This is a genomic window from Reyranella sp. CPCC 100927 (genome assembly GCF_007859315.1).
Lineage (GTDB): Bacteria > Pseudomonadota > Alphaproteobacteria > Reyranellales > Reyranellaceae > Vineibacter.
The window spans coordinates 1-23,309 of record NZ_VOHA01000036.1 but is presented as its reverse complement, the minus strand read 5'-3'; the positions used below and the strand labels follow the sequence as shown (position 1 = coordinate 23,309).

The 23,309-nt window shown below is 67.0% G+C and carries 18 protein-coding genes; 14 read left to right on the top strand and 4 right to left on the bottom strand.

Features of this window, described 5'->3' with window-relative positions; genetic code table 11:
* Positions 1-18 precede the first annotated feature (18 nt).
* The 10 genes from FQU96_RS40105 to FQU96_RS40060 all read left to right on the top strand — a co-directional run bounded on the left by FQU96_RS40105 (position 19) and on the right by FQU96_RS40060 (position 8,903).
* Positions 19-249: a hypothetical protein gene (locus tag FQU96_RS40105; RefSeq protein ID WP_146547052.1), complete on the top strand. Its 231-nt coding sequence runs from the start codon at positions 19-21 to the stop codon at positions 247-249.
* Positions 250-364: 115 nt separating this feature from the next.
* A complete protein-coding gene (locus FQU96_RS40100; RefSeq protein WP_146547051.1) occupies positions 365-889 on the top strand; it encodes a DUF962 domain-containing protein in 525 nt (174 codons plus the stop codon).
* Between the two features lie 72 nt (positions 890-961).
* Positions 962-1,924 carry a protein-methionine-sulfoxide reductase catalytic subunit MsrP gene (gene msrP / locus FQU96_RS40095; protein ID WP_146547050.1) on the top strand — a complete coding sequence of 321 codons (963 nt, stop codon included), beginning with the start codon at positions 962-964 and terminating at the stop codon, positions 1,922-1,924.
* Between the two features lie 225 nt (positions 1,925-2,149).
* Positions 2,150-3,121: a tripartite tricarboxylate transporter substrate binding protein gene (locus FQU96_RS40090; protein WP_146547049.1), complete on the top strand. Its 972-nt coding sequence runs from the start codon at positions 2,150-2,152 to the stop codon at positions 3,119-3,121.
* A gap of 6 nt (positions 3,122-3,127) precedes the next feature.
* Positions 3,128-3,931, top strand: coding sequence for an alpha/beta fold hydrolase (locus tag FQU96_RS40085; RefSeq protein ID WP_146547048.1), 804 nt, complete (start codon positions 3,128-3,130; stop codon positions 3,929-3,931).
* Between the two features lie 180 nt (positions 3,932-4,111).
* Complete coding sequence (locus tag FQU96_RS40080; RefSeq protein WP_178131119.1) at positions 4,112-4,873, top strand: enoyl-CoA hydratase/isomerase family protein; 762 nt, start codon at positions 4,112-4,114, stop codon at positions 4,871-4,873.
* Positions 4,874-5,035: 162 nt separating this feature from the next.
* On the top strand, positions 5,036-5,371 hold the full coding sequence (locus FQU96_RS40075) for a hypothetical protein (protein ID WP_146547046.1): 336 nt from the start codon (positions 5,036-5,038) through the stop codon (positions 5,369-5,371).
* A gap of 18 nt (positions 5,372-5,389) precedes the next feature.
* Complete coding sequence (locus tag FQU96_RS40070) at positions 5,390-6,556, top strand: acyl-CoA dehydrogenase family protein (RefSeq protein ID WP_146547045.1); 1,167 nt, start codon at positions 5,390-5,392, stop codon at positions 6,554-6,556.
* Positions 6,557-6,739: 183 nt separating this feature from the next.
* The gene (locus tag FQU96_RS40065) at positions 6,740-7,870 is read left to right on the top strand and encodes a CaiB/BaiF CoA-transferase family protein (protein WP_218575068.1); all 1,131 of its coding nucleotides are present in this window, start codon (positions 6,740-6,742) and stop codon (positions 7,868-7,870) included.
* A gap of 676 nt (positions 7,871-8,546) precedes the next feature.
* On the top strand, positions 8,547-8,903 hold the full coding sequence (locus FQU96_RS40060) for a hypothetical protein (RefSeq protein WP_146547044.1): 357 nt from the start codon (positions 8,547-8,549) through the stop codon (positions 8,901-8,903).
* A gap of 36 nt (positions 8,904-8,939) precedes the next feature.
* Here FQU96_RS40060 and FQU96_RS40055 read toward each other — a convergent pair whose 3' ends face one another.
* Positions 8,940-9,761 carry a hypothetical protein gene (locus tag FQU96_RS40055; protein ID WP_146547043.1) on the bottom strand — a complete coding sequence of 274 codons (822 nt, stop codon included), beginning with the start codon at positions 9,759-9,761 and terminating at the stop codon, positions 8,940-8,942.
* Between the two features lie 411 nt (positions 9,762-10,172).
* On the opposite strand from FQU96_RS40055, the gene FQU96_RS40050 reads away from it, so the two are divergent.
* The 3 genes from FQU96_RS40050 to FQU96_RS40040 all read left to right on the top strand — a co-directional run bounded on the left by FQU96_RS40050 (position 10,173) and on the right by FQU96_RS40040 (position 12,719).
* Positions 10,173-10,643, top strand: coding sequence for a GNAT family N-acetyltransferase (locus tag FQU96_RS40050; RefSeq protein WP_255468859.1), 471 nt, complete (start codon positions 10,173-10,175; stop codon positions 10,641-10,643).
* A gap of 151 nt (positions 10,644-10,794) precedes the next feature.
* Entirely contained in the window at positions 10,795-11,772 is a 978-nt protein-coding gene (locus FQU96_RS40045; RefSeq protein WP_178131117.1) for a helix-turn-helix domain-containing protein, read from the top strand.
* Positions 11,773-11,933: 161 nt separating this feature from the next.
* The gene (locus tag FQU96_RS40040; RefSeq protein WP_146547040.1) at positions 11,934-12,719 is read left to right on the top strand and encodes an ImpA family type VI secretion system protein; all 786 of its coding nucleotides are present in this window, start codon (positions 11,934-11,936) and stop codon (positions 12,717-12,719) included.
* 181 nt (positions 12,720-12,900) lie between these two features.
* On the opposite strand, the gene FQU96_RS40035 is transcribed toward FQU96_RS40040, so the two are convergent.
* Positions 12,901-14,538, bottom strand: coding sequence for a PAS domain-containing sensor histidine kinase (locus tag FQU96_RS40035; RefSeq protein WP_146547039.1), 1,638 nt, complete (start codon positions 14,536-14,538; stop codon positions 12,901-12,903).
* A 389-nt stretch (positions 14,539-14,927) separates the two neighbouring features.
* A complete protein-coding gene (locus tag FQU96_RS40030; protein ID WP_146547038.1) occupies positions 14,928-15,458 on the bottom strand; it encodes an RNA 2'-phosphotransferase in 531 nt (176 codons plus the stop codon).
* Between the two features lie 201 nt (positions 15,459-15,659).
* Between FQU96_RS40030 and FQU96_RS40025 the strand changes: the two genes are divergently transcribed.
* On the top strand, positions 15,660-21,791 hold the full coding sequence (locus FQU96_RS40025; protein ID WP_146547037.1) for an autotransporter-associated beta strand repeat-containing protein: 6,132 nt from the start codon (positions 15,660-15,662) through the stop codon (positions 21,789-21,791).
* A 176-nt stretch (positions 21,792-21,967) separates the two neighbouring features.
* Here the strand turns inward: FQU96_RS40025 and FQU96_RS40020 are convergent, their stop codons facing one another.
* On the bottom strand, positions 21,968-23,104 hold the full coding sequence (locus FQU96_RS40020; protein ID WP_146547036.1) for a M20/M25/M40 family metallo-hydrolase: 1,137 nt from the start codon (positions 23,102-23,104) through the stop codon (positions 21,968-21,970).
* Positions 23,105-23,309 lie beyond the last annotated feature (205 nt).

The following is a 23,309-nucleotide window of genomic DNA, read 5'->3' as shown; positions in this document are numbered from 1 at the left end:
AAACTTGACTACCACGTCGTGCATCCTGCCAACGGCTCGCTGATCCTCAAGGAGGAATCCTGGCCGGCCGAGGCGCGCTGGATCCTCACGGAATTCCTGATGAGCGACGAGGGCGCGCAGCGCGGCAATGTCACGCCGCGGTTCATCATCGCCCAGAACCAGAAAATCGTGCTGACCGCCACCGGCAACGGCGGCTGGAAAGACACGATCTGGCCCAGGATCCAGGAGATGACCGGGACGCGTACCTAAGGGTCTCGTATCGCCAATCATGCGCCTGGGGGCGCGGGCGAGCGCCCGCGCTCCCAGGCAGTGGCACCCGTTGCGACAGCGCGCTACTGTAGGCCCCCCGAAAGGGAGGCCAATCATGAGCTCCTTCTTCACCCGCCAGCTTGCCAGCTACGCTGCGGTCCACCGTGATCCGCGCAACAAGGCGACGCACTTCATCGGCATCCCCGTCATCGTCTTTTCGCTGCTGCTGGTGCTCGCGCTGTGGCGCATCCCGGCCGGCGATACCGTGATCACCGGTGCCCTGATCGTGGGCGCGCTGGCTGTATTGGGCTGGGTCGCGCTCGACGTCGGTGTCGGCCTGGCGATGGGCCTCGTCATGGTCCTGTTCTGGCTGGCGGCGGAATGGCTGGCGCGCCAGCTCGGACCGACCAACACCTGGATCGCCTTTGCCGTGCTGTTCGTCGGCGGCTGGGTCCTGCAGTTCCTCGGCCACCATTACGAAGGCAAGCGGCCGGCCCTGATCGACAATTTGTTCCAAGGCTTCATCGGACCGATGTTCCTGGTCGCCGAGACGATGGTGGCGCTGGGCTGGCGCCGGGATCTGCACGATGCGATGGCATCGGCCACGGCGACACCTCGCGGACTCGTCACGCCGAGGTGACTTGTAGAGAGCACGTTTCCCCCGCAGGTAGGTCGCTGCGGAAGTGCCGCGAGACGGACGAGGTTTGGGGCCATGCTGATCAAGCGTAGACGCGGCTGGGAATTGCCGGAGAGCACCGCAACGTCGGAGGCGCTTTACATGAACCGACGCGCGATGCTGCGCGGCATGGGTCTGGCCACGATCGGCGGCGCCCTGCCGTTCGCGAGCGCGCTGGGGCAGGAGGCCGATCCGTCGGCCAAGCTCTATCCGGTGGCGAAGAACGCCAAATACACGCTCGACCGGCCGGTGACGGCCGAGAAGCTCGCCACCACCTACAACAATTTCTACGAGTTCGGCTCGCACAAGACGATCTGGCGCGATGCCCAGAAGCGCATGAAGCTGCGGCCCTGGATGGTGAAGATCGACGGGCTGATCGACAAGCCGATCGAGCTGGGCTTCGACGACCTGCTGGCCAAGATGCCGCTGGAGGAGCGGCTCTATCGCCATCGTTGCGTCGAGACCTGGTCGATGGCGGTGCCCTACAGCGGCTTCCCGCTGAAGGCGCTGGTCGACCTGGCGCAGCCGAAGGCGGACGCCAAGTACCTGGTGATGCAGACCGCGTCCAACCCCTCGGTCTTCCCCGGCCAGCGCGAGTTCTACTATCCCTGGCCCTACACCGACGGGCTCACCATGGCCGAGGCGACGCACGAGCTGTCGTTCATCGCCACCGGGCTCTATGGCAAACCGATCGTGCCGCAGAACGGCGCCCCGTTGCGCCTGGCGACACCGTGGAAGTACGGCTTCAAGCACGTGAAGTCGATCGTGCGCTTCACCTTCAGCGACAAGCGGCCGGTCTCGTTCTGGGAGGCGCTGATCAAGGAAGAGTACGGCTTCTGGGCTAACATCAACCCGGAAGTACCGCACCCGCGCTGGAGCCAGGCCAGCGAGAAGCTGCTGGGCAGCGACGAGCGCATCCCCACCCAGCTCTACAACGGCTACGGCGAATTCGTCGCCGGTCTCTACAAGGATATGAAGGGCGAGAAGCTGTTCATGTGATTTCACCTCTGCCGCAGGCGGGAGAGGTCGACGGACGCGAAGCGTCCGGCGGGTGAGGGCGCCACGCACGGCACCGCGTCCTTGGCCCCTCACCTTCCCATTGCGCTGCGCGCAATGGGCCCCTTCCTCTCCCGCTCGCGGGAGAGGAACTGAACGCTCTCCCTCCAGCCTTGCCTTGGTCCATGGTGCGTGATCGACTGCCCGCAAACAGGGAGGTTGTCGATCATGCTCACACGCCGCACTGCTCTGCTGGGTACTGCCGCTCTCTCCGCCTTGCCCACAGCCGCGCGAGCCCAGGCGGCCTGGGCGCCCAGCAAGCCGATGCGGCTGGTGGTGCCGTTTGCCGCCGGCAGCGCCACCGACATCGTGTCGCGCGCGCTCGCGGCCAAGCTGCAAGCCGCCTGGAACCAGCCGGTGGTGGTCGACAACAAGCCCGGCGCCGGCGGCATGCTGGCGGCGAGCGATGTCGCGCGCGCCGCGCCTGACGGCCACACCCTGCTGGTCGCCACCAACACGACGCACGCCGCCAACCCGTGGCTGATCAAGAATCTCAGTTATGACCCGGTCAAGGACTTCGAGGCCGTCACCACCGTCGTGCTCGGCGCCAACATCGTGCTGGTGCATCCCGACCTGCCGGTGAAGTCGATCGCCGAGCTCACGGCCTACGCCAAGGCCAATCCCGGCAAGCTGAACTTCAGCGAGGGCAGTTCCTCGCAGCGCATGTCGGCCGAGCTCTACAAGCAGCTCACCGGCGTCAACATCGTGCATGTGCCCTACAAGAGCAGCCCGCCGGCGATGCAGGACCTGATCGCCGGTACCGTGCAGCTGATGTTCTCCGACCCACAGAACGCCCTGCCGCAGATCAAGGCTGGCAAGGTGCGGGCGCTGGCGGTGACCAGCCGCGAGCGCACCAAGGCGGCGCCCGACCTGCCCACCATGATCGAGGCCGGCGTACCGGGCTACGAGCTCACCTGGTGGCAGGCGATCTACGCGCCGGCCAAGACGCCGGCGCCCGTCGTCGAGGCGATCTACGCCAAGCTGCGCGAGATCACCGCCGACGCCGCCACGCGCGACCTGATGACCGCCGGCGCCGCCGACGTCGTGCTGATGTCGCCGCAGGAATTCGCCGCCTTCACCAAGAGCGAGATCGAGCGCTGGCGCAAGACGATCCAGGCCGCCGGCATCCAGCCGGAGTGATCCAGCATGACGGTCATGGCGCGCACGATCACAGTCACATCGGCGGACGGCACGCCGATCGGCGCCAGGATCGTCGGATCGGGTCCCCCAGTCGTGGTGGTGCACGGCAGCAGCTCGACGGGAGAGGCGTGGCGGGCGGTGGCTGAGGCGCTCGCCGATCGCTACGCGGTGTACCTTGTTGATCGGCGTGGCCGCGGCTTGAGTGGTGCCGGCAACGATGCCTACGCCATCGGACGCGAGGCGGACGACATCGGCGCCGTCATGGCGGCTGCAGGCGCGGAGATCGTGATCGGACACTCGTTCGGCGCGACGTGCGTTCTCGAAGGCCTGGCCGCCGGTGTCGTGTCCGCCGCACGGGTCGTGCTCTACGAGCCGCCGCTGCCGGTCGACGGCCCTGTCGCCGGTGATGCCTTGGCGTCCTACGCGGCGCTGGTCGACGCCGGCGCACTCGACGAAGCCCTGACCCTGGCGCTCAGCAGGATCGTGCGCATGCCCGACAGCGCCGTCGCCGCGATGCGCCGCGCACCGGACTGGGCCGCGCGGGTCGCGCTGGCCCCGGTCTGGGTGCGCGAGTTGCGCGCCATCGACGCGCTGCCCGCCGACGTCAGCCGCTACGTTGCGATCAAGGCACCAACGCAGCTATTGCTCGGCACGGAGACGTCCGCCAACCTCGCCGCGGCGACACAGGCGCTGTCGACGGCACTGCCGTCCGCCACGGTCAGCACGCTGAGCGGCCATGGCCATGTCGCCCACGTGACCGCATCCGGCCTTGTCGCCGGTTTGATCGACCGCTTCCTCGCCGCCGGATAGGCACCTTCGGGCCCGACGGCTCTTCGCCCTGGCATGAGCACGGTTCGCTGCCGGCGCGGGCGTCCACCGTGCGAATGGCCAGTTCGTCATATCCGCCTTGCATGAAGCGGCTCGACGCTCCTGCTGCCGTGTGCCTTCATGGTTCGAACATCGAATCACGATGCGGGATGGAGGACGCCGGTGAGCAAGGTCATTGTCGAGAAGAGCGGACCGGTCACGACCGTCTGGCTGAACAGGCCCGATAAGCGCAATGCGCTGGACAGCGAGCTGCTGCGCGACCTGAAGGCCGCCCTCACGGCGCCCGCCGCTGCCGACGACCGGGTTATCGTCATCCGCGGCAAGGGCCGCGTGTTCTGCGCCGGCCTCGACATGTCCGAACGGCGCGAGACCATCGGCAGCGGCGAGGCGAGCGGCATCGAGGACATGCTGCATGCGATCGAGACCAACCCGCTGCCCGTCGTCGCCGTCGTCCAGGGCGACGCCATCGCCGGCGGCAACGAGCTCGCCCTGCACTGCGACCTGGTGGTCGCCAGCGACGCGGCGCGCTTCGGCATGTCGCTGGCCCAGGTCGGGCTGGCGCCGAACTGGTTCCTGGCCAAGAAGCTGATGGAAGTGCTGGGCCCGGTGACGACGCGCGAGATGCTGCTGCTGGGCGATCCGCTGCCGGCGCCCCGCCTGCACGCGCTGGGCCTGATCGCCCGCTGCGTGCCGGCGGCCGAACTCGATGCCGCAGCGCAGAAGGTCATCGACCGCCTGGCCGCCAACGCGCCGCTGTCGCTGCGCGCCATGAAAGGCCTGACCGTGCGCCAGCTGCAGTTCCGCGACGGCATCGCGCACGACGATATCGATGCGCTGGTGGGCGCGGCCATGAAAAGCCAGGACGCGCAGGAAGGCATGAAGGCGCGCCTGGAGAAACGCACCGCCGTGTTCAAGGGACGGTGAGGGTGTTTTCGATTTTTGGACCGCGCGCGTCCACGCGCGCATCTCCAGCGAAAGCTTCGCTTTCGCTTGTTGCGCGACCGCGCCGACACTCTTTCGCTCTCCGCTTTGCTTCGAGCGAATGCGGGCGTGGACGCCCGCGGTCCTAAAAGCCAAGGAACCCCCATGCAGCTGCGTCCTGACAAACCGTGGATACCCCTGACGGCGGAGGCCGTGGCGCGGCTGCCGGGCCAGCTGGGCGTCTATCAGATTGCCGATGCCGACGGAACGATCGTGCACATCGGCTATGCCGGCGGCCACGCGCGCTTCGGTCTGCGCAGCGCGCTGGAACAGGAGCTTGCCGCGCGGCCGCAGGGCCATACGTTCCGCGTCGAGATCAACATGCAGTACACGACCCGCTACCAGGAGCTGCTGATGCTGCACCAGGCCGACACCGGCAGCCTGCCGCGCGACAACGCCGCCAATCCGCCACCGCGGCTGGGTCGGCTGAGCCCGCGCTGACGATCGGAGGACAACGCCATGGATTTCGACCCCTCCGACGAACAGCAGATGCTGATCGACAACGTGCGCCGCTTCGTGCGCGAGGAGATCCTGCCGCTGGAGGCCAAGCTCGATCCCGACGCCTCGGAACTCGATCCCAAGGATCATGCCCGCCTGGTCGAGAAGACCAAGGCGATGGGGCTGTACGGCATCGACATCCCGCCCGAGTTCGGCGGCCCCGACATCGACATCGTGACCCGCACGTTGCTCGCGATCGAGATGGCGCAGCACCGCGCCGGCCTCTACGCACCCTGCTACGGCACCTTCGGCGGCGCCGGCCTGGCCCAACTGTTCGAGGCCAATGACGATCAGAAGGAGCGCTACCTCTTCCCCACCCTGCGCGGCGAGAAGAAAGCATTCTTCGGGCTCACCGAGCCGTCGGGCGGCAGCGATCCGGCCCGCGCCATCCGCACCAAGGCCGAGCGCAAGGACAACGGCTGGGTGATCAACGGCAGCAAGATCTTCATCTCCGGTGCCGATCGGGCGCAGTACGGCATCGTGTTCGCGCGCACCGATGCCAGCAAGGGCCGCGGCGGCATCACCTGCTTCATCGTCGACAACGACACGCCGGGCTTCCACGTGCGGCGCGTGGTGCACACCCTGCGCTCGTCGAGCTACGCCACGGAGCTCGAGTTCAAGGATTGCTGGGTGTCGGATCACCAGGTGCTGGGCGAGGTCAACAAGGGCTTCGCGGTGGCCAACGATCGCCTCACGCGCCAGCGCATCCCCTACGCCGCCGGCTGCATCGGCGTCGCCATCGCCGCGCATGAGATGGCGATCGAGTGGTCCAAGATGCGCGAGACCTTTGGCGCGCGGCTGTCGGACCGCCAGGCCATCCAGTGGATGCTGGTCGACAACGAGCTCGACATCCGCACGGCGCGCCTGTTCACCCTGCAGGCGGCCGAGAAGGCGCGCCGCGGCATCCCCTTCCGCACCGAGGCGGCGATCGCCAAGCTCACCGCCTCGGAAGGCGGCTGGCGCGTGGTCGACCGCTCGATGCAGATCCACGGCGGCATGGGCATGACCAAGGACCTGCCGCTGGAGCGCTGGTACCGCGAGATGCGCATCCGCCGCGTCGGTGAAGGCCCCAGCGAAGTGCAGCGCATGCTGATCGCCCGCGAGGTCCTGGGCACCAGCGTGCGGTAATCCCCATCGATCGAGATCGCTTGAAGAGTTCACCACGGAGGCACAGAGAACACAGAGATCACAGAGAGATTTTTGCACGCCGCCGGCGTGCGACGCTTTCCTCTCTGTGGCCTCTGTGTTCTCTGTGCCTCCGTGGTGAAATCTTCTTGTCGTCGCCCCCAACATCAAAGGAAAGAATTGACCATGATCCCCGGCATCCTGAGCGGCGTGAAGGTGGTCGAGTTCGGGCAGAACCTGGCCGGGCCCTACTGCGGGCAGATCCTGGCCTTCCTGGGCGCCGACGTGGTGAAGGTCGAGCGTCCCGAGGGCGACGACGCGCGCAAATGGGGACCGCCGTTCATCGAGGGCGACGCCACGGGCTTCATCGCGCTCAACCGCGGCAAGCAGTCGATCACCGTCGACCTCGCCGACGCCGCCCAGCGCCAGGCGCTGATCGAGCGCATCGGCCAGGCCGACGTGTTCGTGCACAACCTGCGCGCCGACGTGCCGCCCAAGTTCGGCATCGACGGCGCCAGCCTGGCGCAGCGCTTCCCGCACCTGATCTATGCCGACCTCGGCGCCTTCGGCCACACCGGACCCTGGGCGCAGCGGCCGGGCTACGAGCCGATCATCCAGGCCGTGGCCGGCCTGATCTCGCTGAACGGCGATCCCGGCGGGCCGCCGGCCCGCGTCGGGGTGTCGATCATCGATCTCAGCACCGGCATGTGGACCGCGATCGGCGTCCTGGCCGCGCTGTGGCGCAAGGCGCAGACCGGCCAGGGCTGCATCGTCAACACCTCGCTGTTCGAGACCGGCCTGATGTGGGCGTCCAACCACATCGCGGGCTACACCACCACCGGCACGGTAGCGCCGCGCCAGGGCACCGGCCATCCGTCGCTGACGCCCTATCAGGCCTTCGAATGCAGCGACGGGCCGCTGATGATCTGCCCCGGCAATGACCGGTTGTGGCGCAAGTTCGCCGAAGTGCTGGGTCATCCCGAATGGCCCGACGATCCGCGGTTCCTCACCAATGCGCTGCGCATGCAGCACCGGCCGCTGCTGCTGGGCATGATCGGCGACATCATGAAGGGCGAGACGCGGGCGACCTGGAGCGCGCGGCTGGACAAGCTCGGCGTCCCCAATGGCCCGCTCAACAGCGTACCCGACGTGATGGCGCTGGCGCAGGTGGCGGCGCTGGCGATGTTCAGCAAGCCGTTCGCCGACGCACCGACCCTGTTCCATGGCCTGCCGATCTCGTTCGACGGCCAGCGCGCCGGCGACGACTCCCGGGCACCGCGGATCGGCGAACACAATCCCGAACGCAGCGACCGATGAGAGCAAGCCCGGCAGAAAGGGCAGATACGGCCAGAAAGCCGGAACGGGGTTCGATATCAACGGCCTGGCCGACGCTGCCGCGCGCGGCCAATCGCCGGCAGAAAGCGGCCAGTTACGGCCAGAAAGTCCCGAACGATCATGGCGCCACCTGATGGACGATTGTGGATGCGGTGTTGCTTGACGACAGCAACCGGCGATGACGCCCGTCCGATGGAGCCCGGCGGCGGCCCTGCCGCTTAAGCGCCCGGCCGGCGATCTGCCTCGACGGCCGAAGCGGCGGCTTCGGTCGCGCGGCACGCCCGAAATCCCCGGCGGCGGGAAGGCTGACTGAGCGCGATATACGGTGTTCTCGGTAAACGACAAGCGGAACAAAGTTGTCTTTTTGCGCCGCACCGTCCTGCCGTCGGCGCCGAGCCCCTCTCCTGCTTATTAATTAGCCAACAAATGATTCGATCTTGAAGTATTTTGCCGATCCGGCGCACAATGTCCCGGCCCGACGCGGCGTGGCACGGGCGTCGGTGCATTCATCGGACTCGTTTCTCTGGGCCGGCCTTCCCTTCTATCCCCCCATCCCGGCAAGGCCGGCCCAGATTTTCCACGCCACTGCTCCCCCAAGCCACTCGACAGCCCGGTCCGGGATTGTGCTAGCTGACGGCATGGTCGACGGGGCACGACAATGAGCACGGAGAAACCGGATCACGCCGAGGACATCCTGGCCGCCCGGGCTGCCGCGCGTCAGGCGCGCAGAGAGCGGGATCAGGAGATCTTGCGAATGCACGCGCGCGCCGTCGCCGCCCTGCGTGATCCGGCCACGGCCGAGGCCGCCTCCGCGGAAGCCCTGTCGACTCTGCGCTACTGGGAGGACCGCGGGATGAGCAATGCCGAAAACATTGCGGCATGGCGCGAGATCCTCGCCATGACGGACACCGAAGCCGCCGCGCGCGCCATCCTCGAGGACAGCGAGGACGGCAGCCTACGCCGCCAAAATACGCCGTTCGGCCCCCTGGCCTTCTCCTTCAAGCGGCAAGGCTGAAGACACCTGCGGCGCCTTCCTCGAGATGAGAAACTCTCAACGAGCCCGCGGAACCATCCCAAGGTCGATGGCGGTCATCTTCTGCCAGGCGACCACATCGTTCGTGAAATGCTCGATGACCGCGCTGCCGCCCCACACCTTTCCAATCCGCTCCGCGATCATCTTCCGCCCCTTCGCGAAATCACCTCCGCCCACAAACGTGATCAGGTCTCGCGCTTCAGCGAGCGGTGCCGAACGCAGAATGTCGAACAGTGCCCTCGCTCCTGGGGCCAGCTCCGTCAGACTCGGAGGCTTCATCAGCTCCGCGATGTACATCTGCCGTGTATTCTTTTCCCGGTTGGCCGGCCCGCCCCAATGCTGGATGTGCGCAATGATCCAGCGCGCAGTCAGAAACCCTTTGGTATTCGTGTAGTCCGGCATCGTAAGAACCCAGTCCAGAATTCGGTTCTTGTAATGCATCTCCAGCAGCATCCCGCTCTTGACCGTGTACTTCTTGCCTTCAAAGCTGACGCCAGCCATCAACGATTGCCAGTAGCGCGCCTGCAAGCTGCGGCTCTCGATCTCTTCGTCAATTTCAAGCGATCCCCGCTTGGCAGCCGCATGGAACCCCTCATGCACCAGCCAGATCGAAAGCTTCGCTGGTTCGGCGATCAAATATTCGCTCATCCGAATCACGCCGGTTGTGAGATTGGTGTCCCCTTCCAGACCGCCCAGGTTCTCAAAGACGATCTTCCCGAGCTTGGCTGCCTCCTCCAGCTTCGTCAGAACTGGTGCCCCGTCCGTCGACTTCGAATCGGCACTCGCTCGAAACAACCCGATCGCGATTCGGAGCGCTTCTTTACCGTTCAACTCTGCCATGGTTCCCCTCCATAAAGAGTTCGACTTGAAAAGACGACGCAAAGCCTCCTGCGTACGGCAGCCGGCAATCTGTCAATCGGGGTAAGCGGACCCCGCGGCTGGGCGAGCGCGCGACACGCGCGGTTCTTGAAGCGCCAACACGTGTTGCCGGTCTCGATGACCTCGCCGGTGATGCGCATGCCGTCCTCATGAAATCATGAGTGAACGGCCAATTTTATTGGAAGGCAGGCTGGGATAATTGTATAAATGCGACATTGGGCCAGAGGGACCGCGTTTTTTGTTTCTTCCCCACGAAGGCATGTGTGGCGCGACGCCTTCACACGCCATCGATGGCGTACGGCCGCAGCATCGATCGCCGGCTACGCTGCCGGGAGCGGCCGACCTCCCACACTCGCCACCTGGATATGTGGAGTGACTGAATTACGAACAGCAACCCTCACGCTCCTGAATGGCGGCGCGGTCGACCATGAGAGGACGGACCCGAAGGACGTAACGTTCCTCATGCCGAGAGGATCGGAACCCTATGTTTGGACGGCGCGGCGAACCGCGACGAACACGTTTGTCGGATGGTTCTGCTTGTTTCCGGAGACGGAGACTCTCGCCGAGATCGGATACCGCCTGCGCCGCGAGGATTGGGGACAGGGATTGGCGTCGGAAGGCGCCATGGCTCTTGTCAACTGGGGGTTCGCCAACGCCGGATACGACAAGGTCATCGCCTGCACCATGGCCGTAAACCATGGCTCGCGCCGCGCGATGGAAAAAATCGGAATGAGACACGTCCGCACGGAATTCCCGGACTTTCCCACCCGCATCCCGGGCACCGAAGAAGGGGAAGTTTGGTATGAGTTGCTTCGCTCGGAATGGCGTGGGCAAAACCGGTAGGTCCGCCACGGGTCGGGAGCCGACGCGCGGCTTGCTTCAGCAGGCGGCTCTACCACATCCAACGGGACTCTCCTCAGTAGGCGTCAACTGGGGTCGATTGCAGGATGAGCTGACAAGAGAACCTTTCTGCGTTCAACGTGCGGAGCCGACGATGCAAGCACCCGTCGACCGTAGTCCCCTGCACCGTCATCCGGAGCTGTACTGCAGCGACGCAGCCGGTGCCGCAGACCTGTTGGCCCGCAAGGGCTTCAACCTCACCCTGCCGCACCACCGTGACGGTGAGGGCGGCATGCGGGTCAATGCGGTCGACCTGCCCAGCATCCACCTTTGCTATGTGCGCTACGGCACCGAAGCGATCGCCACGACGAATCCGGCGCGCACCGACTACCGGGTCCAGTTCCCCCTGGCGGGCCGGTCGGTCTCGGTGATGGGCCGGACCGAGGTCCTCTGCGCCGATATGCAAGGAGTCGTCGGCTCGCCGCTCTGCGACCAGGTGATCCGCTCGGCCGCCGACTCGCAACGCCTGATGATGTACTTCGCCGGCGACGCGCTCATCCGGCATCTCAACGCCATGATGGGCGAAGCCATCGTCGAGAAGGTTCGGTTCGATCCGGTGCTGAACCTTGCCAGTGGCGCCGGGCGCAGCCTGCGGCGCTGGGTGATGCTCGCTGTCGAGGAACTCGATGACAGCAACGCCCTGCTGGCCAATCCACTGGCGGCGACGCAATTCGAGCAGCTCGTGCTGACAGGGCTGGTCTGCGGCCAGCCGCACAACTACAGCGCCCTGCTGCACCGGCGCACCGCGATATCGCCACGCAGCGTGCGGCGCGCCCTCGACTATATTCACGCCAACCTGCACCGGCCGATCACGGCCGAACAGCTCGCGGCGGCCGCCGCCGTGCCGGGCCGTACGCTTTACGCCCATTTCCGGTTAGCGACCGGCTTGGCGCCGCTCGCCTATGTGCGCAAGGCGCGCTACGAACAGGTGCGCCGCGAGTTGCTCGCCGGTCCTGATGACCACCTCACCATCGTTGCGGCGCGCTGGGGCTTCGAGCACATGGGCCGCTTCGCTGCGGGCTACCGCGCGCTGTTCGGCGAACGCCCGTCGCAAACACTGCGGCGGCGGTAACGCCAGCGCGGTTCGGTGCCGATATGAGCGGTCGGAGCACCCGCGCGCAGCTCCCGATGCTGGCCGGGATTTGTCCGCGACTGCTCATCGAGGTCGCGATACGCGGCATCACCTGATCGGGTGATGCGCGGGCAGCCATCACGAGCGTAGCCTGCGTCGCCATGAAGGACCGACCGGAATCGATCGATGTCGCCGCACTGCTGCGTCCCCTTGGCAAGGGTGATGGCGCCGGCGTCGACATGCGCCTTGATGACGATGAAAGCTCGCCGTACCGGCAGCTTCGTTTCGTCCGCGGGTCAGCGCGCGCCGCCGAGCGGCAAGCCGAGCACGATGGCATCCTGGCCAGCGATACCGCGATCGACGATTGGCGCGAGGTGAAGCGGCTGTGCGTGACGTGCCTGGCCGAACAAACGAAGGATTTCGAGATCGCCGCCTGGCTGACGGAGGCGCTGGTTCGTCTCGACGGACTCACCGGTCTTGCCTCGGGCGCCATGTTGATCTGCGAACTGCTGGACCAATACTGGCACAACGGCTTCCCCGCAGAGAGCGAGAACGACCCCAACGGATGGGACTCCCATCGCTATAAGGCACTTGAAACGATGATCAAGCGGCCCGGTCTGGCCACGCTTCCCGGCACGATTGTTCAGCCGCTGTATCTGTTGCCGTTGTTCCGCCTGAATGGCGGCCGGTGGGTATCACTCAATGACTGGCGAGCCATGGAGGGGGCGACCAGCCTGAGCGGCCTTGATTCCCTGTATGGCGCGGCAATGGCGGACGTCGATTCACGGCAATCGATGGCGGAGCAGGTCGAGGTTGCGCTCTCCGCCTGGAAAACCTTGATATCCAAGGTCGATGAACGCTTCGGATGGATGGGCTACGATCTATATCCTGTTCGGGAGACCCTTGAGCGCATCCGGGATGTCGTCCAGGAACGCGTGCCGTGTTGAACCACACAGTGCAGTCGCCGTCCGCGATACCGGCGCTGACGATAGCGCTGGAGCGCTTCACGCCGACGTCGTCCTGAGCGCAGCGAAGGACCTTGCGGTATCGATATCAGCACTTGCGACGCTGGTGATCGCCAGCGTCGCCATTCTTTTAAATGATCCACCGCAAGGTCCTTCGCTTCGCTCAGGACGACGGTGATGTCCCAAACACACCGGCGCCAGAGCGCTTCCGCTGGTCCTCGATGGCGCGGCTCAGGCTTCCCATGTCGAAGGGCTTCTGCAGCACGGCGAACTGGTCGGCCGCCGCCAGCGTGGCTTCGCTGTAGCCCGTCATCAGGACGACTGGCACGCCCGGGCGACTCTTGCGCACGGTCCGCGCCAGCGCCAATCCGTCATACTTGCCGGGCATGACGATGTCGCTGAGGACAAGGTCGATGGCAGCAGACGTGTCGAGCACCAGCAGCGCGTCCTCGGCATTGGCGACCGCGCGCACATCATAGCCGAGCTGCTCCAGCAGGCCGGCCGTTGCCGTCGCCACCTCGGGGTTGTCCTCGACCAGCAGGACCGTCCCCACGCGGCGGGCGGCACCACGCGGGGTATCGGCATCCCCCTCGGCCACCATCTGTGCCCGCGGCAGATAGAGCGTTACCGTGGTGCCCGCGCCGAGCGTGCTCTCGATCGTCACCGTGCCGCCTGCCTGGTGGCAGAAACCATGCACCTGGGCGAGGCCCAGGCCGGTGCCCTTGCCGACGGGCTTGGTCGAGAAGAAGGGCTCGAAGATCCGCGGCAGGACATCTTCCGGCACGCCCGTACCGGTATCGGCGATCGCAAGCGCCACGAAACTGCCCAACAGGTCCGTCCCCTCGGGCAGCGATTTCAGCGGGCGGTCGGGTGGAACCGCCACGTTCCGGGCCACCACGTCAATGACACCACCGTCAGGCATGGCGTCGCGGGCATTGATGATGATGTTGACCAGTGCCGTCTCGAGCTCGCCGGGATCGACCTTCACCGGCCATGTCCCCGGTGGGACGGTGACGCGCAGTGTGATATTGCGGCCGATGCCGCTGGCGAGCACGTCGGACAATGAATCGAACAGGTCAGGGATCTCGATCGCCGTCGGATTGACCCGCTGGCGCCGCGCGAACGACAGCAGCTGGCGCGTGAGCGACGCACCCCGCTTGGTTGCAAGCTCGATCGCCTCGACCGCACGGCGTCCCTTGGGATCACTGCCCACGAGCCGTTTCAGCGTTGCGGCATGACCGCCTAGCGCCATCAGCAGGTTGTTGAAATCGTGGGCGACGCCGCCAGTAAGCTGACCGATGGCATCCATCTTCTGGGACTGCGCCAGTTGGCGTTGCACGCGTTCCATCGCCTGCTGCGCCTCGTGCCGCTCGGTGATGTCGCGCGTGATCTTGGCGAAGCCCACAAAGGCATCGCCATCGTATATCGCGTCAATGATGACACTGGCCCAGAAGAACGCGCCGTCCTTGCGTACGCGCCAGCCTTCCGCCTCATAGCGCCCACTCGCGCGCGCGACAGCCAGGGCCTTCCCGGGCAGGCCGGCGGCGCGGTCACCATCCGAGTAGAACCGCGAGAAATGCTGCCCGATGACCTCGTTGGCATCGTAGCCCTTGATGCGCTGGGCACCGGCATTCCATGTCGCGACGATCCCGTTCGGATCGATCATGTAGAGCGCATAGTCGGTAACGCCACTGACCAGCAGTTCGAACTGGCGATCCCGCCGGCTCAGGCTCGCCTCGTCAAGATTGTCGCGCGCGGCGTCCTCGGTCGTGTGGTCGCGTGAGGAGCCGGAGTCCGACATGGCAGCCTTTCTGGAACGCTCGTCCCTGTCGTCCCGCGACGCAGGTCCATTACCCTGCTGATCTTATCGAGAAAAGTATTACGTCGTCAGCTTGACCGAGTTCCGATAGGCGTGAAGCCGACCTTATGGCGGCACGAGGCCCCAGCGCGCCGCATGCCATCAGGGCCACGCTCAGGTTTTTTCGCGGCCACCGGGAGCGCAGAACGGTGATGCAAGCCAAGAAGTTGCCAGGCTTCCGTGGATCGTTCGGTGGACATCGGGGATGACCGGTGGCCCCATGGCCGGGGCTCGTTACCAATCAGGGCTACGAGCGCCCGCATCGTACGGCCAAGCTCACGCTTGCCGTACAGCACATGTTCCGCCCGCCCAAAACCGGCACTCGAGAACCGTCAAAACGAGAGGTACCTGGCCGGCACGTGATCGGTGAGCCATACGCCGTTGTCCGCACGCCAGAAGTGCAGGCCGTCGGCGTGCATGCGGCCGGCATCCACCTTGAGGACTGTCGGCTTGCCGTGACGCTGGCCGACCTTGGCGGCCATTTCGCCGTCGATGGACAGATGCACCTTTTGCCGCCGGCCGGGCTGCAATCCTTCGGCAAAGATCGCATCGAGGTTTCGAGTCGCCGTGCCGTGGTACAGCAGGGCCGGTGGCTCGGCCGGCGCCAGCCCGAGATCGACCACGATCGAGTGGCCTTGCGCGGCACGAATACGGCGGCCGTCCGCGGACAACGTGAACCGCTGCTTGTCGTTCTCCGCCACGACCGCGCGCAGCGTTTCGAGATCGATGCGCCGGCCGGCCTTCTTGGCCTTGGCCAGGAGCGCGCCGACATCGGCCCAGCCGTTGGCGTCAAGACGCAGATCGATCGTCTCGGGCGCATGCCGCAAGACGTAGCTGAGAAATTTGCTGATTTCCTTTGACATCGCCGACGTTCTGACAGCGGCGCCCTGCCCAGACAAGCCGGCGCTGTGCAGGTGCTGAACAGCCGGTGTGCTTGTCCGCCATTTGCGGAATGATTCACTCCGATTCCGGTTCATTCTCTTGTCTGCACCTGCATTCACACCACCGCCAAATGTGTAAGGTCGATCCAATTAATTTGGACGTTCAATGATGAGTGTCGCGTCATGGGGCTGCTGGTGAATCATTGCGGGTCGCGTCGTTTCGAGCATCACATTTTCAAATGGGCGCTGCTGAGCACCCTCGCCCTGCCTCTTCCCGCCGCCGCCCAAGTCGTCAACTGGGTCAATCCGGGTGAAGGGGCCTGGCAGGACCCTGCGAACTGGAGCACCGGGGCGGTACCGACAGCGGGCAGTTTCGTCCGGGTGGACAACGGTGGCAGCGCGATCATCGACGCGATCGCGGCAGCCGCCTCCGGTGTGAACGTGAGCAGTGCCAGCACGAGCATGCTCACCATTCGCAACGGCGGCACGTTGACCTCGAGGAACGCCACAATTGGAGACAGCTTTGGCACTGTCGGCGCCGCCGTCGTGGACGGCGCCGGCTCGCGGTGGACGATCACGGATATCCTCTTCGGCAACTTGGGTATCGGCCAACCCGGAACCGGTTCTCTCACGATCAGCAATGGGGGGGTTGTCTCGGTTGGTGGTCGACTTTCAATCGCCACCGGCGGGTCGACGGGAACGCTGACCGTGACCGGACCAGGATCGCAGTTCACATCGTCGGACGCAGACGTCAGCCGGGGCAATGGTAACGGCACGATCAATGTCCTCAATGGCGGTACGGTAACGTTCACCGGGCGGCTCCTCCTCGGCTTCGACCAGGACGCCGACGGCAGCGCGACGGTCAGCGGCACGGGATCGAGCCTTGTGGTGGGACAGAATTTGTTCCTTGGCGCAGGCCTCAGCGCCACCGGCAGGCTGACCGTGGCCAACGGTGGCACGGTGACGGTCAACGCCGGCGCCGGCTCTATCGAAATCGGCCCCAGCGGCGGTACGCCCAGGGGCTTCATCAACATCGGCGCCGCGCCCGGCGACGCGGCGGTCGCGCCCGGCACCCTCAACATCACGGGCATCTCTGGCGGCAGCCCCGGCAGCGAGATCAACTTCAATCACACGAGCGCCGCCTACATCTTCGTGCCGCAGATCAACGGCGGCGCCACCGTGCGCGTCTTCAGCGGCACGACCACGCTGCTGGCGGCCAACACCTATACCGGCGGCACGGTCCTGAACGGCGGCACCCTTGCCGTGCTCGCCGACACCGCCCTGGGAGATGCCGCCGGCGGTCTCTCGTTCGACGGCGGCACGCTGCGGGTCACCGGCACCGGCTTCACGTCGACCCCGCGCACGATCACCTGGGGCCCCGGCGGCGGCGGCTTCGACATCGCCGATCCGGCCAACAGTTTCACGGCGGGCCAGGTGCTGTCGGGCACCGGTGGCCTCGCCAAGCTGGGCGCCGGCACCCTGGTGCTGACCGGCGCCAACACCTATACCGGCGCCACCGTCATCAGCGGCGGCACGCTGCGCATCGGCGTCGGCGGCACCATCGCCGCCAGCAGTGCCGTGACGCTCAGCGCATCGGGCGCCACGCTCGACATCGCACCGGGCAATGATCAGACCGTACGGAACCTCGCCGGCGTCGCCGGCACCAGCGTCGTGCTGGGCAGCAACCTCACCGTGGCCTCCACCACCGACACGGCCTTCGCCGGTACGATCTCCGGCAGCGCCGAACTGCGCAAGACCGGCGCCGGCAGGCTGACCCTGACCGGCGCCAGTACCTATACCGGCGCGACCTTCATCACCAGCGGCACCCTGGCGCTGGGATCCGGCGGCTCCATTGCCCCGAGCGCGTTCGTCGCCCTCAACGCCGGCGCCACGCTCGACATCGCCGGCGGCGGCGACCAGACGCTCCGCGTTCTGGGTGGTGAAGCCGGCGCCACCGTCGCCCTGGGCGCCAACACGCTCACCACAGGCGCCGACAGCGCGAACTTCTCCGGCACGATCACCGGCACCGGCGGCCTGGTCAAATCAGGCGCCGGCCTTCAGGGACTGACCGGCACCAACACCTACACCGGCGCCACCACCATCACCGGCGGCACCCTGCTGCTGGCCGCCACGGACGCGATCGCGACCAGCAGTTCGGTCACGCTGAGCGCGTCAGGCGCCACGCTCGCGGCGGGCAGCGACACGACGGTGCGGAACCTCGGTGGCGTCGCCGGGTCGAGCGTGACGCTGGGCAGCAACGCGCTGACGGTCGTGTCGAGCACGAACACCACCTTCGCCGGTGTCATCAGCGGTGCCGGCGGCGACCTGATCAAATCAGGCACCGGCACGCTCACGCTCACCGGCGCCAACACCTACAGCGGCGGCACCACCATCAGCGCCGGCACCTTGCAGCTGGGCAACGGCGGCGCCACGGGCTCGATCACCGGCAATGTAATCAACAATGGCGTGCTCGCCATCAACCGGAACGGCGTGGTCCTGGACGGCGTGATCTTCGGCAGCGGTGCGCTGCACCAGGCCGGCCCCGGCACCACGATCCTCACCGCCAACAACACCTATACCGGCGGCACCACCATCAGCGCCGGTGTCCTGCAGCTGGGCAGCGGCGGCGCGACGGGCGCGATCACCGGCAATGTGATCAACAATGGCAGACTCTTCATCAACCGGGCCGGCGGGCTGGTCCTGGACGGCGTGATCTCCGGCGCTGGGGACTTGATCCAGGCCGCCGGCACCACGGTCCTCACCGCCGACAACACCTACAGCGGCGGCACCCAGATCTTCAACCGCGGCGCCCTGCAGCTGGGCAACGGCGGCGCCACGGGCGCGATCACCGGCGGCATCGTCAACAACGGCACGCTCGCGATCTATCGCTCGGGCCTCTACACGTTCGACGGCGCCATCAGCGGCAACGGCGCGCTGCGCCAGATCGGCACCGGCACCACCGTGCTGACCGCCGACAGCAGCGCATTCGCAGGTTCAACGACGGTCGCCAGCGGCACATTGCGGGTCGACGGCGCCTTGGGCGGCGCGGTCACGGTCGGCGAAAGCGGCACGCTGAGCGGCGGCGGCACCATCGCCGGCGGGGTCACCGTCAACGGCACGCTGTCGGCCGGCGCCAGCCCCGGCACGCTCACCGTCGGCACGCTGACGCTCAACGGCGGCTCGACGTCGGTCTTCGAGCTCAACGCACCGGGTATCGTCGGCGGCGCCAGCAACGACCTCGTCATCGTCACCAACAACCTCACCCTGGGCGGCGCCCTGCAGGCGCAGGCCGCCGCCGGCGGCTACTATCGCCTGTTCAACTACGGCGGCACGCTGTCGGGTTCCTTCGCCAGCACCACGGTGACCGGCACCGGCGGCTTCACGGTCGTGAACCAGCAGCTGCAGACGAGCATTCCCAACCAGGTCAACCTCGCCGTCATCGGCGCCGGCCAGCAGCTGCAGTTCTGGGACGGCGGCGACAGCACCGGCAACGGCAATGTCGACGGCGGCGCCGGCACCTGGAACGGCGCCGGTACCAACTGGACCGGCCAGCCCGGCCAGGCCGGCATCAACAGCACCTGGGCCGGTTCGGTCGCCGTCTTCGCCGGCGCCGCCGGCGGCGCCGTCACCGTCGGCGGACCGCAGGCGTTCGACACCCTGCAGTTCTCGACCAACGGCTATGTGGTGAGCGGCAGCAACCTGACGCTGGCGCCCGCCAGCGGCACGGCGGGCACCATCACGGTCGACAGCAGCATCACCGCCACCATCGGCTCGATCATCGCCGACGGCACCGCCACGGGCCTCAACAAGATCGGCGGCGGCACCCTGGTGCTGACCGGCGCCAACACCTACACCGGCGCCACCACCGTCAGCGCCGGCACCCTGCGCATCGGCACCGGCGGTTCCATCGCCGCCAGCAGTGCCGTGACGCTCAGCGCATCCGGCGCCACGCTCGACATCGCCGCCGCCGGCAATTCGTTCGTGCGTAACCTTGCCGGCGTCGCCGGCTCCAGCGTCGTGCTGGGCGGCAACCTCATCATCACGTCCACCACCGACACCACCTTCGCCGGAATCTTCTCCGGCGGCGGCGTCCTGTTCAAGGACGGCGCCGCCACGCAGACGCTCACTGGCGCCAACACCCACACCGGCGTCACCAACGTCTCCGGCGGCACCCTGGCGCTGGGACCTGGCGGCTCCATCGCCCTGAGCAGGGGGGTGGTCATTCTCGCAGGGGCCACGTTCGATATCACCGCCGCCGGCGATCAGACCGTGCAGTCACTCTCCGGCAGTGCCGGCGGCACCGTGGTGCTGGGCGCCAACACGCTGACCGTGAACACCGCCAACTCGATCTTCAGCGGTGTGATCACCGGCAGCGGCGGCCTGGTCAAAACAGGCACCGGCCTTCAGGCACTGGGCGGCACCAACACCTACACCGGTGCCACCACCATCGCCGGCGGTACCCTGCTGCTGGCCACCACGGACGCGATCGCGACCAGCCGTTCGGTCACGCTCAGCGCATCGGGCGCCACACTCGCGCTGGGCACCGATCAGACCGTGCAGAACCTGGGCGGCGTCAGCGGATCGATCGTGACCCTGGGCGCCAACATGCTGACGATGGCCTCGAGCACGGACACCATTTTTGCCGGTGCCATCGGCGGCACCGGCGGCCTGGTGAAAGCCGGCACCGGCACGCTCACGCTCACCGGCACCAGTACCTACAGCGGCGCCACGACACTGACCGCCGGCCGCCTCACGGTGAACGGCGCCATCGCCAGCTCCATCGTCAGCGTCACCGCCGGCACGCTGGCCGGCACCGGCGCCGTGGGCGGCATCGTCGCCACCGGTGGCACGGTGGCGCCCGGCAACTCCATCGGCACGCTCAACGTCGCCGGCAACGTCAGCTTCGCACCTGGCACGACCTACGAGGTCGAGATCGAACCCGCTGGCGGCAGCGACCTGCTGCACGCCACCGGCACCGCGACGATCACCGGCGGTACAGTGTCGGTGATCAAGGCCACCGGCAGCTACACACCCGGCACGCGCTACACCATCCTCACCGCCGATGCCGGCGTCACCGGCACCTTCACCGGCTTCACCCAGAACCTGCCTTTCATCGACCTGACGCTGGCCTACGATCTCAACAACGTCTTCCTGCTCGTCACGCGCAATGGCGTCACGTTCTGCAGTCTTGCCGGTTCGGCCAACCAGTGCGCCGCCGCCAATGGCGCCGGGAGCCTCGGTGCCGGCAATGCGCTCTACGATGCCATCGCCAGCCTCACCGATGCCGCATCGGCGCGGCAGGCCTTCAACGCGATCTCCGGCGAGGTCCACGCTTCGACCAGGAGCGCGTTGATCGAGGACAGCCACTACCTGCGCGATGCGGTCGTCACACGCACGCGGCTGTCCGGCATGTCTTCGACGGGGGCCGCGCCGCAGTTCGCCGCCCTGGCCCAGGCCACCGACCAGAGCCAGCGGCCGCAGGACGGCACCGCCATCACCGCCTGGTTCCAGGGCTTCGGCGCCATCGCCCGTACCTCCGGCGACGGCAACGCCGCTTCCGCCAAGCGCACGACAGGCGGCTTCTTCATCGGCGCCGACACCAGGATCGCCGAGACCTGGACCGTCGGTCTCGCCACCGGATACAGCCGCTCGACCATCGACGTCGACGGCCGCTCTTCACGCGCCACCATCGACTCCTATCACCTCGCCCTCTACGGCGGCGCCCAATTCGGGCCGATCGGCCTGCGCCTCGGTGCGTCGCACACGTGGCACTCCATCGACAGCTCGCGCAGCATCGCCTTCCCCGGTGTCGCCGACGCCGCCCGTGCCGACTACAAGGCGCGCACCACGCAGGTCTTCGGCGATGTCGGCTATGCGTTGGCGCTGGGGGACGTCGCGGTGGAGCCGTTCGCCAACCTTGCGTGGGTCCATCTCAGCACCAACCGCTTCGGCGAGCGCGGCGGCATCGCAGCGCTGCGCGCCCGCGGCGGCAGCGACAGCAACCTGTTCTCGACACTCGGCGTTCGCGCCGCGGCTCAGGTATGGAACGGCGACAACAAGACGCTCACCTTGCGCGGCACCTTGGGCTGGCGCCATGCCTTCGGCGATGTGACACCAGCGGCGCGCCTGGCGTTCGCCGGCGGCGCGTCGTTCGGCGTCGAGGGCGTGCCGATCGCGCGCAACGCCGTCGTCGTCGAGGCCGGCTTCGATCTCAAGGTCGGCAAGGCCTTCACCGTCGGTGCCGCCTACTCAGGCATCCTCGCCTCAGGCGCCCACGACCACGCTTTCAAGGGCAACCTCACCTACAGGTTCTGACTTTCCGGGAGCGCGGGCGTCCGCCCGCATCAAAGCGAAAGCTTTGCTTTCGCCTGACATGAGCGGGCGGGACCCTTCGGCAAGCTCAGGGCAGGCTGCCCGCGCTCCCAGGGAAATCTCGTCCTTGATCCCGATGCGCAATGGCCCCTCCCTCTCCCGCACAGCGGGATAGAGAACTAATTGCCCAGGGTTTCGAACAGGCTGGCCAGCAGGCGCGTGTGCGGGGCCAGCGAGGGGACCAGCAGGTGTTCCTCGTGCGTGTGGGCGCCGCCGCCGTCGACGCCCAAACCGTCGAGCGTGGCGATGCCGAGCGCGCCGGTGAAGTTGCCGTCGCTGCCGCCGCCGAACTGGCCGTGCCGCAGGTCGAAGCCGATATCGGCCGCCAGGCGACGCGCCTGGTCGTAGAGCGCCAAGGTGCCGTCATGGGCGCGAAACAACGGCCGCACCGGGCCGGGTTCGACGGCGACCCGCACGCCGTCCGACTCGCCGGCGAGCGCCAGCATGTTGCGATGGACCCGCTCGACGCTGTCTTCCGTGGGCGACACGCAGAGCACCTGGGCCCGGCACTCGATCGGCACCACGTTCACCCACTGGCCGCCCTGCACCACGCCCACGGCATAGGTCTCGCCGCGCTCGAAGTCGCTCATCGCCTCGATCGTCTGGATCAGGCGTGCCATGGCGCTGATGGCGCTCGATCCCTGGCGCAGGGTGGCGCCGGCATGCGCCGGCCGGCCGTGAACGGTGACCCAGAAGCGCTGAAAGGCGTGGCGCCCGGTCACCGCGGTGCCGCCGCGCGACGGCTCGGGCACCAGCACGTAGCGATGGCGCCGCGCCTCGGCCTCGATCATGGCCCGCGTGGTGGGACTGCCGACCTCCTCGTCGGCGATGAACAGGAAGGTGACCGGCAGGGTGGGCTTGCCGCGCTGGCGCAAGGTTTCCTTCAGCGCATGCACGGCCAGGTACATGCCGCCCTTCATGTCGAAGATGCCGGGGCCATAGACGCGATCGCCGTCGCGCCGCACCGGCAGCCTGCCGTCGATGGTGCCGACGGGATGCACCGTGTCCAAGTGGCCCAGCACCAGGACGCCCGGGCCGTCGCGCGCGCCGCCGACCGTGGCGCGCAGGCAGTCGCCGTAGCCGTCGATGCCGGGGATGCGTTCGATCGCGGCGCCCAGGTCACGCATGTCGGCGGCGGCCACGTCCATCATGCGGTTCACGGCAGCCCGATCGTAGGTCGGGCTTTCGACGCGGACCCAGCGCAGGATGCCGGCAAGAATATCCTCGGGGTCGAACGCGTTGCGTGGTGTTGTCATGGTGGTCCTTTAGATTGTCCTCCCCACGCAGTGGGGAGGTGCCCCGCAACGACGTTTCGACGCTTGGCGTCGAAACGTCGGTGGGCGGAGGGGAGCCGACGTGGTCTTTATTACAAAGATCTCGTCGGGCCCCCCTCCGGCCTTAGTGCGACCGCAGCACATGGGTAACAGATTGTACTCAGCACATGGGTGACAGTTTTCTCGC